Here is a 12,306-nt window from a genome sequence, read left to right on the forward strand (position 1 = left end):
CAGCTTTGACAGCGCAGTGATGCCCTTGTCGGCGGCCTGCAAAACCTGGACGCCGTTGCCGATGCTGTCGAGGAGGTTGCTGATGTCGCCGGCGCGGGCGTCGAGGCTGGCGGCGGTGAAGAAGTTGGTCGGATTGTCGAGCGCGCTGTTGACCTTCTTGCCGGTGGCGAGGCGGGTCTGCGTGGTCGAGAGCAGGTCCGCGGTGCCCTGCAGCGAGAGCAGGTTCTGGCGGACCGAGGCAGTAAGCGTGATGTTAGAGAGAGCCATTTGAACAACCTTTCTGGTGTTACGCAACTGTCGGCCTTCTTGGCCGAGCCCGGGGACCCTGAAACCAAATGATCAATGAAAAATGAATTGAAACGCGACATACGGGGATACCGCGCCGGTTCCAAAGTTATGCTAAAAAAAGGATGAAGATGACCGCTCAAAGCTGAAGCGATGGGGCAGCCAAACGGGACCAACGGACGTCCAGGTCTCAAGCAAATGCGAACGGGCTCATCGGGCCACAGCGCACCTGATGGCGCCTCGCACCGTCGAATGCCGAAGTGCTTCGGTTAGCTGCAGCCGACGTCGCCCGGTCGCGACGGCGCGGAGCCCGTCATCAGGCCGCTCGCGGCTTTTTCGGTCAGGCTCTCGGGAGGAAGCGCGGACGTTGCCTGCATTCCTCACCAAACAGTAAATAGACGCAGCTAATGAAACCTAACGCCGGTGTTCCCGCCGTTAGAGGAACTTGGTCAGGGTGAGCTGAGCAAGCATCGCGGTGGTCTGGTAGGATGCCTGCAGGCTGGCCTGCACCGCCAAGATCTGGCTGGCCACCAGTTCCGGAGAAACGCCCTCGGTCTGGTCGACGATGTTCTGCAGCATTGCCTTGGTTGTTGTTTGCCGGGAAGTGGCGTCCTTCACCGCCTGCTGCGCTGTAGCCAAATCCGACTGAATGTCCGTGATTTTTTGCTGTCCGGGTTGCGGCAAAAGATTTTGCGCTACCCGCAGGCTAAGTTCCTGAACCTGCCCGGCCGCATTTGGATCCGAGGCCAAGGTCGTGACGGCTGCGAAAACGGCCAGCGTTTGAACCTGCGAACGAATGGCCCGCTCGTTGGCACGCGCGCCGTACTGCACGGTTACCGATTGATCGACGCGCGCCGTCGCCGTTGCGCGAGCCGATCCGGGACCGGCTTCGCCGGTGTACCAGGAGATCGTATTCGCCGGCGTGCCGCTGATAAGCGACGTCGCCGTGCCCAACGGGGAGCCGCCGACCCGCAGCGGCGGCACGGTCGCTGTCGCGGTGGCGCCAAAGCCGAGCGCCGCGAACGCGGCTGGGTTGGAACTCGTCACCGCCAGATTCGCGGCGTCATCGGTGTGCAGCGTGATCACCCCGCCGCTGATGGTGGATGGGGTCGAGGTGCCGGTGATCGTGTCGATTTTTGTCAACAGCGCCTGGACGCTGTCGGTGACGTTGAGCTGGTTGCCGGTCGCGCCGGCGGCGACAAAAGTGATCGGCGTGCCGTTCACCGTGATGGTATCGCCGGCCACGAAATTGGCGGCCAGCGAATCGGTGTTCGGGGCACCGGACAACAGCGTCGCGCCGCTGATCGGCGCAGGAACCGCAGCCTTGTTGTTGACCACGCCTCCTGTGGCGGTACCGGCCGAATTGAAAAAATCATTGCCGGCCTGAATTGCGGACGCGGCGACGAGCGAGGTGTTGGCAAGCTTCCCGACCGCCGTGTTCAGCGCCGCGTTCAGATTGGCGGCGGTCGCTGTGGAAGTCGCGCCGATGGCAAAGCTTCCGGCCGGCGGCGGCGTAGCGCTTGAGGCTGTCAGCTCAATCGATTCAGTCGTACCGTCGGGCAGCTTGAACGCAAAGCTCACCTTCTCCCCGTCGTTGGGATTGGTGGCGCCGAGGTCGATCGACACAGCCGATGGTGTTCCGGCAGGGCCGGTTACGGTCGCGCCGGTTAGCGACGATGAGATCGCGCTCAGCTTCAGGCCGAACGGGGAGCCGGCGACATCTTCCGTCACTTGCAGCGAGGTAGCCGTCGGGGAAGTAATGACGAGGCGCCCGAGACCGGTGGCCCCGAGGTCGGCCTGCCGGCGTTCGGAAATCACCGTCTTCAATCCGGCCTGCGTGGTAGTGCCATTGAGGATAACGTCCATCGTGGCGACCGCCGGCGTGTTGATGGCGCCGCCCGAAAACAGATAGCGGTCGCCCGCCTGCATGTTGAGAACTGTAAGCATCGCAGACAGCTGAGACGCCGTGGTCTGCTGAGCGATGGTCTGCCCCGTGCTGTTTAGCTCTTGCTGCGTATTGCTCGCGCTGTTCTTAACGGTCGTTCCGATGTCGACCATCGCCTGCAGCGCCGTATTGGCAATGCTGATATTGACTTTGACATTGCTCATCGTATCGCCGAACGCGGAAATGTTCGCCAGTTGCGACCGCGATGCGATGGCAAATCCCTCGTTGACGCCCATTCCCGCATAGGACGTCGATTTTTTCCCGGTCGTCAGCTGGGTCGTAAGCGTCGTCATCTGATTGCGGAGGTTCAGCATCGACTGATTGAGAAGAGTGGAATTATAACTGACGCTATTGATTGCCATATCGATCGCCTTACTGCTGGATTTGCATCAAGCTCGCCATCATCGCCTGAACCACAGACATCACGTGAGCGTTGGCAGCATAGTTATTCTGCAGCGAAATCAGGCTCGCCATCTCGGCGTCGATGTTGACGCCGGAGCCGCATTTGAGTTTCTCCTGCAGCGCATTGACGACGACGTCCTGACCCTGCTGAAGTTGGCTCGCCGACGTCGCCGCGTTGCTCTGCTGGCTCAGGAACTGCTGCATGAAAGAAGACAGCGTCGCCTTTAACGGCGTTGCGGCGGTGCCGAGGCCGGTCTGAGGCGAGTAAGTGAACGTGCCTGTCGTCAGCTGAGAGTAGAGAAAGTCCGAACGCTTGGTATCGCCGGCGTTGGTGGGGGGCGAGGTGTTGTAGACGGTCATTTTCGAAGGATCGGCGAGCAGCGCGGCGTTGACCGTTATACGTCCCGCCAATCCGGTCTGTTGCGTGCCGTCGCGCGTAATCGAACCCGTGTACAAGGAATTTCCGTCGGTAAATAGCGGGAGCTGAACGTCGCCGCTTGCAAGCGCTGAGACGGTCGTCGTAACCGAGGCCGCATTCAGCTTCGCCGTGTTGGTGCCGTTGTCGATTGCGCGCAGCGTCGACCCGGCCGGATTCGAAAATTGCAAATTGGTCGGGCCGAGGGCGGCGTTCAGTTGCGCGACGACCGACGCCATTCCGCCCGAAAAATCGACGCCGATTACCCGATTGTTCGGATCAGCCCCGCCATTCGGCAATGGAAGTGCGGCCGGATCGTCGACGCGCACGATCGTGACCTGGCGCCGCGTATTGGTCGCGTCGGTGTAGGTGAGATTGATGGTGTTGCCCGGCGACAGATTCGACAGATCGAGATCGAAGCCGGCCTGCGGCGCGGCGACGGGCGCCACCGTGCCGGCGGTGGTCTTATCCGACAGCGCGCTCGCCATCGAGGCTGCCAGCTGATCAATCTGCGCCTGCGCCTGGACCAATGTCTTGTCGCGCAACGCCACATTTGCGGCGATCTGGCCGGAACTGATCGAGTTGGTGCCGATCATATCGATGACGGCGCCGTTCGCGAGCGTGATGGTGATCGTGCCGGTGGAGGACTTGGCCGGATCTGCGTTCCACTGCGAATTGGCGCCCAGGGTTCCCCGCGAGTTGAAGTTCAGCGTCGAGGCCTGGGCACCGACAAGCTCGACGCCGTTGGTGGTATAGACGGTAGTCTGGTTGGTGTTGTCGGTGGAGACGCGGATATCCATCAGCTGCGACAGCAGGTCGATGGCTTGGTCGCGCTGATCCATCAGCGTCGGCGCGGCAGGATCGGTCGCGCTCATTCCCTGGAGCCGCGCATTGATGTGCGCGATCTGGGTCATCGCGGCATTAGCCTGATTCACCGAAATGCCGATGTCCTGCTCGACATTGGAACGTAGCGCTTGAATGCCTCGCGTCGTCGCGTTGAGCTGCTGCGCCAGCGATTGCGCCGCCGTCACCGCCGACATCCGCGCCGCTGAGCTGCCCGAGGTCGTCGACAGCGCTTGCAGAGCGGTCGTAAAATTTGAATAGGCAGCTTCGAGGGACCCGGCTCCTCCGGGAGTTCCGTAGACGGATTGCAGCTGATTCAAAATGTCCGCTGTCTGGTAGGCATAGGCGCCGCCGGACATTTCAGACCGCAATTGGGTTTGAACGAACTGATTGAGTTCGCGATTGACGCCGGTGACGATGACGCCGGCGCTAACGTCGCCGGTAAGTGTCTGAACCTGATTGACCCGCCGGGTGACGTAACCGGGCGTCTGCGAGTTCGCGACATTGGATGAAACGATCGAAAGCGCTGTCTGGTTTGCGCGCAAACCAGACATCGCAGTGGCGAGAGCAGAACCCAAACTCATTTTAGCCGCCTCGGATCAACTGTTGATCTCTTGAATTATCAACGCAGCACGTTCAAGAGATCCTGAACCATACTGTTGGCTGTGGTGATCACTTTGGTATTCGCGGAATAGGCTTGCTGCGTCACGATCAGCTTGGTGAACTCGTCGGCAATGTCGGTGTTCGAACCTTCAAGCGACGAGCCGCTGATCGTACCGGAGGCGCCGATAATTGCCGGCCCCGATTGATCGGTGACGCCGTAGGCGCCGCCATCAAGGCTCTTGAGGTAGTTGGTGCCGTTGAAGTGCGACAGCGTCACTGCGGCGAGATTGATGTTCTGGCCGTTGGAAAACGTGCCGATGACCACACCGCTGTTGCTGATGGCAACCGATTGAAGCTGACCCGCCGCATAACCGTTCTGCTGTATGGTATTGATGGTCGCGGCGCCGCCGGTGCTGGCAAATTGGGTCAGACCGCCCGATCCGACGTTGAAGCTGAGGTCGCCAAGCGTCTGGCCGCTGACGGTCACATTCGGGAGCGCGATCGCCGAGCCCGTTGGGCTGGTCAACGAGCCATTGGGCGCGAACGTGAAGGTTGTTCCGATATTGACCCAGCCGACCTCGGCGCCAGTCGCGGCAGGATCGCTCTGATAGAAAAGATTCCAGCTGTCCTGATGCGGAGTACCCAGCGTGGCGCTGTCGGTTTTGACCCATCGCAGTTGCAGGTTGACCGGCGTTCCGGCCGCGTTGTAGGCTGTTACCGCGCCGCCGCTGATGGATTGCTTTTGAAAAGCGTCAATGTCGTTGCCAACAACGAAACCGGTGCCGGCGGTGCCGCCGCCCGTGCGTATGGCATTCGTGGGGGATGTGAAGCCGAGCGCTCCGAATGCCGGCGCCGTACTGGTGATCGAGAGGTTGGACGCGGTGCCCGTGTGCAACGTGATCGCGCCGGTAGCGGGGTCGATGGTGGGCGGAACGCCGGTGAGGGCGCCTATCTTTGCAAGCAAGGTCCCGACCGTGTCACTGATATCGATGTTGATCGGAACAACGCCAATGGCGGTGGTTCCGGCGGTGGAGCCGGTATCCACAAAGTTGATAACCTGGCCGTTCACCGTGATGGTGTTGCCGGCCACAAAATTCGTCGTCAGCGAATTGCTTGGGGCTGCTCCTGACAACGTTGTTGCTGCTGTGATCGCAACGGGCGGTGCCGCCTTGTTCGAGGCCGCGGTGCCGGTAGCGGTAGCGTCGCCGAAAGGTGCTGCCGGCGTGCCCAATGGCAAGGGATTTTGGCTGAAATCGGCGGGGTTCAAGCCACCCGCACCCAACAGCGAGCCGGCGGGCGCGGTGGTGCTTGCCGGCGTTGTCGGCTTGGTCGGAAGGTTTGCGGCGTATTGGATGGTGCTGGTCGCCTGCGCCGGCACGAAATTGTTCTGGAACTGCAGAACCTGCGGAACGTTGCCAAGCGGGTTTCCGGTCTTGGGATCGACCGCAACGCCCATCAGGTAATAACCCGCACCATTGACGAGATTGCCGTTGGCGTTGACCTGAAAATCGCCGCGACGCGTATAGTTGGTGACGCCACTGAAAACCGGCACATTGTCGGTGGTCCCGACGGCCTTTTGCACCGAAAAGAATCCGTCGCCGTTGATCGCCATATAGGTGGCGACCGACGCTGCCGAGACCGTTCCCTGCGAGGAAATGGTGGACCGCGCGTAGGCGGTGACAGAGCCGGCGACCTGCCGGTCCGGGGTCGTCGCTTGCGGAACCAGATCGACGAAAGAGGTGCCTATGCGCTTGTAGCCGGTGGTCTGAGCATTCGCGATGTTGCCGGAGATATTCTGAAGTGCGAAGGACTGGGCCTGTAGACCCGCCACGGCAGTATTGAGCGCATCAAAGATACCCATAACATCGTCTCCAAATTCGATCCGGGCGGCCCACCGATCTGCAAAACCATGGCCGCAATCGCAGGAGACTGTCGCAAGCGCCATGCCAAAGTAGAAAACCTATATGTTTCAGATACTTAAATAAAAAACCCCGGTCCGAAAGACCGGGGCACAATTGCCGGGCGGGCAACAATTGCCGGGCGCAAGCTACAATCAGGTCGCCGACGGCGCGGCCGGACGGAATACCAGCGCAAAGCCGTCGATGCAGTAGCGCAGTCCGGTCGGCTTCGGCCCGTCGTCGAAAACGTGACCGAGATGGCCGCCGCAGCGGCGGCAGTGAACTTCGGTCCGCAACATCCCAAAGGTCCGGTCTTCGGTCTTGCCGATGGCGTTCTCGAGCGGCTGATAGAAACTCGGCCAGCCGGTGCCGCTTTCGAACTTGGTGTCCGAGGAGAACAGCGGCAGGTCGCAGCCGGCGCAGGCGAAGGTGCCCTTGCGGTGTTCTTTCAACAGCGGGCTCGAACCCGGGCGCTCGGTGCCATGCTTGCGCAGGATGTCATATTGCTGCGGCGTCAGCTGCGCGCGCCATTCCGCATCGGTCTTTTCGATTTCGAATTTCTCCGCGGCGTTTGCCGGCGAAGCTCGCAGCCAACGGAAGGCTGCAAGGCCAAACAGGCTGGCGACAGACGCGAGCAGGATACGGCGGTCAATCATGATGGTCTCCGTGCGAAGCGATACAGTTCGGTCGCTTTGAAATACGGGGCGCGTCTGGGGAAGTTACACCGACCCGAAGGGATTTTTCTCACTTTGTTGCGAGGTACCGTGCCCTGGATGCAGGCAGCGTGCAGCGATACGCGGCTGATCCGGGCCATACACCTCTGCCACGCAGGTCCCGGTGCTGCGGAGCAGCGCGAAGAACGCCGCGCCGCGTACGGGACACGAAGAAAGGCTTACACACCCTCGCCTTCACTCGCTCGCGCCGGCAACGGCCGGCCCGGCGGCTGACGAGGCCGCGGCGGCCGCGTTCCGGCCTGGCGGTTTGCTGCGGCCCGACGCGCCTCGCGAACGCGCTCCTGGCCCCTTGCACGTTCCCGGTATCGCGCCAGCGCGCCGGCAGCGGCGGAACTTCCGCGGCCCCACATCCCGATGGCATATCCGGCGATCCGGCCGGTTGCCCCGCCCGCCCAGACCAGCTCGAACGGCGAAAACAGCCGCCAGCGGTCGTCGCCCCAGAGAATACTGCGCGCGATCAGCTGCCCCGCCATCGCCGAGGTGCTCAAACCCTGGCGGCCGAAGCCGCTTGTGACCCACAACCCGCGACGCAACTGGCCGATCTGCGGCATGCCGTGCACGGTTTCTCCAACAGCACCGCCCCAGACCTCCGCAATCTCGACCCGTCCGAGCTGCGGAAAAATCCTGCGGATCCGCCGTTGAATGGCGCCGCCAAAACGCTCCGGCCGCGCGGTCCAGGTGGTTTCCGGGCTCGCCCACATCAGCCGGTCGCCATCCACAATCCGGAAATGATCGATGCCATCGGCATCGCTCACCGATCCCGTGAACGTTATTGCCTCGGCAAGGCGCTCGCCGAGCGGCGCGGTCACCGCGGCATAACGCCAAACCGGCAGCAGCGTTTCCGACAACCGCCGCAACGTGGCGCCCAGATGCACGTTGCCGGCGAGCACGACATGCGAGGCGCGCAACCGCGCTGAGGGCGTGACGATGCGCTTGCGAATACCAGATGAATCGATGCTGACGACCGGCGTGTCCTCAAAAATCCGCGCCCCCGCGTGCCTCGCCAGCTCCGCCAGGCCGTGGACGTATTTGCGGCCGTCGATCTGAAACGCCTTCGGATAATATACGCCGTGGAAGTAACGGCCGGTCTTGAGCTCGGCACGCACGCGATCGACCTGCCATCCCTCCACTTCGGTTTCGAAATCCTCGCCGAGCATTTGCAACCGACTGATCAGCTGGTCGCCGACATCGACGTTGGAGACCTGAAGTGCCCCCTCGCTCAGGGCAATGCCCGGTATCAATTCTTCAGACGCGGTGGCCCGAACATATTCGGCGCCATTCTTCGACAGCGCCCAGAGCTCGCGGGCGTCCTCAAAACCGACGCGGGCGATCAAGTCGCCGATCGGAAGGCCGTAGCCCGGCATGACCGTACCGAGCTGATGGCCGGAGGCATTCCAGCCGACGTGCCGGCCTTCGAGAACGGCGACGCTGGCACCGAGCCGCGCCGCCTCGAGCGCTACCGTCAGACCGGCAAGCCCCGCCCCGACAACGCAGATGTCGACATCCATTTCGAACGAAAGGCGCAAGCGCTCTCGTGGCGCCGCGGTATCCGGTCCGCTGGTCGTGCTGGTGGAAGCCTCGCTCATGTCGTTTTCTTACGGGCCGATCTGGCGCTTGTCACCTTGCCTGAGCCTCAAGCTTGTACATTAATCCGCGAGGCCGAAACGAATCGAGATTGCGCCATGCGCCGTTTGATGCTGCTGCGTCACGCCAAGACCGAACACGACGCGCCCTCAGGCCGCGATCGGGACCGCCGCCTGGACAAGCGCGGCCGCAGCGACGCCGCGGAGGTTGGCGGCTGGATCGGTCGGCATCCGCCTTTTCCCGATCTGGTGCTGGTTTCGCACGCGGTCCGCGCGCACCAGACTTGGGAGATTGCCTGGGAGGCGATGAAAGGACTTGCACCGGAGCCGCAGGTGGAGCTGCTGCCGGAACTCTATGGCGCCGACGCGCCGCAGCTCCGGCAAATCATCCGGAGCACATCCGAAGCAGATCCGCAGCGGTTGATGCTGGTCGGGCACAATCCGGGAATGCATGAACTGGCACTGGCGTTTGCCGGTAGCGGCGACGCCGCCGGACGCAAGGCGCTCGGCGAGAATCTGCCGACATCGGGCCTTGCCGTACTCGACTTTGCGGTCAATGACTGGGCCGACGTGGCATTCCGTCGCGGGCGGCTGGTGCTGTTCGTCACCCCAAAGCTGCTGAAGCAAACTTCGGATGACTAGCGCATGATCCGCCAAAAGCCTGAGCGTCTTGGAGATCATGCGCTATTTCAATATTTTAGAGCGCGATCGGACGCAAACCGGATTCCGCTGTTGCTGATCGCGCTCTAAGGCGGGCGCATTTGCGTTGTTTGTGCTAGATTGATGTCGGACAGGGAGGCGCAGATGTTCAAATCCATTCTCGTGCCGATCGATCTCGCCGATACCGATCTGGCAAAGCCTGCGATTGCGACGGCGGCAACGCTGTCGCAGACCTGGAGCGGCACGGTGCGCCTTCTCAACGTGATGCCGATGACGCCGGTGATGCTGGCGGAGTATGTCCCCGCCGATTTCGATGTCCAGCAGCGCCAGACCTCCGAGGAGGCGCTCGCCATCGTGGCGCGCGAATCCGGTATCGATGCTCCGCGCATCTCCACCGCGGTGCGGCAGGGCGGCATCTATCACGAGATTCTCGAAGAAGCCGCGGCGATGAAGGCCGACCTGATCGTGATGACATCGCACCGGCCGGCGATGCGGACCTATTTTCTCGGCTCCAATGCCGGCCATGTGGTGCGCTACGCCAAATGTTCGGTGCTGGTGGTGCGGCATTAGGATGAAGTTATGCGCGGCCCCCGAACGCGGCGGAGCGCCTCGTCAACGATGCACGGCGGCGCCAGGCTCCCGAATTCAAACAGGCCACTCCGCGATAAATCCTTGGGCTTTGTATGGCTCGATCTTGTCCCACTCGTTGAGCATCCGGGCTCGGAAAACAGGATCGGTATGCCAACACGAGAGCGGCGTTTCGAAACTATCCACGGTGATCAGCATCTTCTCCACCTCAGGCCAGTACCGATGCAGCGTCATCGGGTAGCGGCGCGCCGTCCAGGTGTTGCCGAGGCAGATCACGCTGCGGACATTTTTAAGGCCGAGTGCTGCTTCGATGACCGGCAGCGAGAACGCCACGTTCTCGCCGGTGTTGGTCGCGCTGTGTTCTTCAAGGATGCGTTCGGGTGGAATTCCTCGGGCCACCATTGCGGTCTTGATGATCTCGCATTCGGAAAGCCCTGAACCCGGGGTCAGACCCCCGCTCACTATCGACCACCGAAAGAAGCCCTCGCGCCAAAGCCTGCAGGCTTCATCGACACGCCGCTCGACGTCTTCGCGCGTGCCGAACATGAACAAAAGATCGGCAGGCTTTATGGGCGTCGAGATCAGATGCCTTGCGTTGATCTCTGCGATCTCGGCGTCCGTTGGCAAGCGTTTGCTTCTGTCCTCCACTTTCCTCCTCGCGCCCCAGCCGAAACAGCCGTGGCCACGATGCCGCGTGCCGACATTACCGCGAAAGTCACAAATCATTGCTGATCATTGCGGTGAAGAGAGCTACGGCAGCAACGTCTTCGGCAAATGATCGAACGTATAGGTCCGCGGCCTGTTGCGCTGCATAAAGCCGCCAATCTGCCAGCCAAACAATGCGGCGAAACCGACAAGAAATAATGCGCCTACGAATTCGCCGGTAGCCATCGCGCGAACGAGCAGGCCCGTGATCGCGATCCCTACCAGCGCCAGAAACATGATGCCGGCGGCATAAAGTTTCGGCCCGATGCCGCCGATCAGCTTGGCCTTGGTTCCAACCTGCTGCATGCGTTCATGCAACCGCGTGATGAAGGCGCGGTAGTCATGGTCCTGCGGCGCCATCAACGTGACGGTTTGCCAGCTGGTCGAGAGGATGGTGATACGCTGACGGTTCGCGTTTTCGATGTCGGCGCGAAAGCGCCGCGACTGCATTGACACCGGCCGATACGACAGTCGGATCGCCGCGATATCGGCGTAGCGCCAAACCCCGGACTTGCTGCCGACCTGCCATGACAACCCCTCCTCGATCAGCTTGAATTGATGCGCAGCTCCAATCAGCGAGGCCTTGTAGGCGTAGCGAACGCCCGCGGGAGCCTCGGTCGACAATCCAATCTTCGTAGGCAATGTACTGACCTCGCATGGGACGACGCGCGCCCGTGAATCTGAAGGTCGCGCCTAGCGCGAACTACATGCCCACAAAAATGCCACGGTGGCGAGCGCACCCAATGCGGTGCGCACGCTGTGGAGTGCGCCCCATTTGACGACCAGCGCGCGCGTTGACGACCCCGCCTTTTCAGGCTCGGTCGCCAGCAGCGCATCGTTGGTGGGTTTGATGCCGATCAGCGTCCATGGCCACGGCGCCACTATCGCAACTCCGCCGATCAAAAAGCCGGCACGCGAGGTCTGCCACCAAGCGATCAATCCTAACAGAAAGCCGACTAGCGCGAGCGGCGCCTGCATCGCGGCCCCGCGTTTGTAGGAAGGCTTCCATTCCGTGAGCAGCGCGCGATCGTCCAGCCCTAGCCGCGCCGGTTGCTCGGCGACGTTCACGTAAAGCGCGGCGCCCGTGAAGATCGCGGCCGCCGTCAGCGCGAGAAGTCCGAACGTCATGCCATGAGCCCTCTTTGAAAAGACCGGCCGAAATCACCGCGTCGGCTTGCGCGACCGCGCCGCCTTATCTTACAAGCGGAGCATGGCCGAGACGACCTATTTCCCGCGCCGCCTGATCCTCGCCGGCGCCATGGTGTCGGGAGTGCTGCTGGCGCTTGCCGTGCACATGCTCGGGGCGCGCTATGGGCTCGATCTCGGCGGCCTCTGGCGATCCGTTAAGCACGAATTCATGCCGGCCGGTGCAGCCGTTGCGTGGTGGCTGATCGCGACGGTCGGTTTCTGCGGGGGATATTTCACGGCGACGCTGATGGACAGCGCAGTTTCGGGGCAAATTCCGCAGCGGATGCGGCAGTTCCTGATCGCGGTCGGTGTGCTCGTGCTGGCGAGCGCAGGCCAGGCAGCCTCCGCGCCCAGTCCGATCCCGACGATATCGGGCGTGCTCGCGGGTCTCGCCGCGCTGTGCCTTGGCGCAGCGATGGCGTTCTGCGGCGCGCACTTTGCGCTGCGCAAGGCTTGA

11 protein-coding genes and 1 pseudogene are annotated in these 12,306 nt (G+C 62.1%); 3 read left to right on the forward strand and 9 right to left on the reverse strand.

The features are described from left to right. The 6 genes and pseudogenes from N554_RS35655 to N554_RS0110490 form a co-directional block, all read right to left on the reverse strand. Positions 1 to 267, reverse strand: a pseudogene (locus N554_RS35655) (flagellar protein); the annotation flags it as partial. Positions 268 to 720: 453 nt separating this feature from the next. Next, positions 721 to 2,592: a flagellar protein gene (locus N554_RS0110470; protein ID WP_029583418.1), complete on the reverse strand. Its 1,872-nt coding sequence runs from the start codon at positions 2,590 to 2,592 to the stop codon at positions 721 to 723. A 10-nt stretch (positions 2,593 to 2,602) separates the two neighbouring features. Continuing rightward, complete coding sequence (gene flgK / locus N554_RS0110475; RefSeq protein ID WP_029583419.1) at positions 2,603 to 4,474, reverse strand: flagellar hook-associated protein FlgK; 1,872 nt, start codon at positions 4,472 to 4,474, stop codon at positions 2,603 to 2,605. Positions 4,475 to 4,512: 38 nt separating this feature from the next. Then, positions 4,513 to 6,354 (reverse strand): flagellar hook-basal body complex protein, encoded by a 1,842-nt coding sequence (locus N554_RS0110480; protein WP_029583420.1) that lies wholly within the window; start codon positions 6,352 to 6,354, stop codon positions 4,513 to 4,515. Between the two features lie 192 nt (positions 6,355 to 6,546). Then, complete coding sequence (gene msrB / locus N554_RS0110485) at positions 6,547 to 7,047, reverse strand: peptide-methionine (R)-S-oxide reductase MsrB (RefSeq protein WP_029583421.1); 501 nt, start codon at positions 7,045 to 7,047, stop codon at positions 6,547 to 6,549. Between the two features lie 236 nt (positions 7,048 to 7,283). Next, positions 7,284 to 8,711: an NAD(P)/FAD-dependent oxidoreductase gene (locus N554_RS0110490; RefSeq protein WP_036052883.1), complete on the reverse strand. Its 1,428-nt coding sequence runs from the start codon at positions 8,709 to 8,711 to the stop codon at positions 7,284 to 7,286. Between the two features lie 96 nt (positions 8,712 to 8,807). Here N554_RS0110490 and N554_RS0110495 point away from each other — a divergent pair, with 96 nt between their 5' ends. Next, a complete protein-coding gene (locus N554_RS0110495) occupies positions 8,808 to 9,350 on the forward strand; it encodes a SixA phosphatase family protein (RefSeq protein ID WP_029583423.1) in 543 nt (180 codons plus the stop codon). Positions 9,351 to 9,512: 162 nt separating this feature from the next. Beyond that, positions 9,513 to 9,938, forward strand: a complete 426-nt coding sequence (locus N554_RS0110505; protein WP_029583424.1) for a universal stress protein — start codon at positions 9,513 to 9,515, stop codon at positions 9,936 to 9,938. A gap of 75 nt (positions 9,939 to 10,013) precedes the next feature. Here the strand turns inward: N554_RS0110505 and N554_RS0110510 are convergent, their stop codons facing one another. The 3 genes from N554_RS0110510 to N554_RS0110520 all read right to left on the reverse strand — a co-directional run bounded on the left by N554_RS0110510 (position 10,014) and on the right by N554_RS0110520 (position 11,789). Continuing rightward, complete coding sequence (locus tag N554_RS0110510) at positions 10,014 to 10,604, reverse strand: YdcF family protein (protein ID WP_029583425.1); 591 nt, start codon at positions 10,602 to 10,604, stop codon at positions 10,014 to 10,016. 102 nt (positions 10,605 to 10,706) lie between these two features. Beyond that, positions 10,707 to 11,303, reverse strand: a complete 597-nt coding sequence (locus N554_RS0110515; protein ID WP_051677432.1) for a hypothetical protein — start codon at positions 11,301 to 11,303, stop codon at positions 10,707 to 10,709. A 51-nt stretch (positions 11,304 to 11,354) separates the two neighbouring features. After that, positions 11,355 to 11,789 carry an anthrone oxygenase family protein gene (locus N554_RS0110520; protein WP_029583427.1) on the reverse strand — a complete coding sequence of 145 codons (435 nt, stop codon included), beginning with the start codon at positions 11,787 to 11,789 and terminating at the stop codon, positions 11,355 to 11,357. An 82-nt stretch (positions 11,790 to 11,871) separates the two neighbouring features. Here N554_RS0110520 and N554_RS0110525 point away from each other — a divergent pair, with 82 nt between their 5' ends. Then, entirely contained in the window at positions 11,872 to 12,306 is a 435-nt protein-coding gene (locus N554_RS0110525; protein WP_029583428.1) for a hypothetical protein, read from the forward strand.

Origin of the sequence: Bradyrhizobium sp. URHD0069 (assembly GCF_000701345.1) — a bacterium.
In the GTDB taxonomy this organism is placed as follows: domain Bacteria; phylum Pseudomonadota; class Alphaproteobacteria; order Rhizobiales; family Xanthobacteraceae; genus Bradyrhizobium.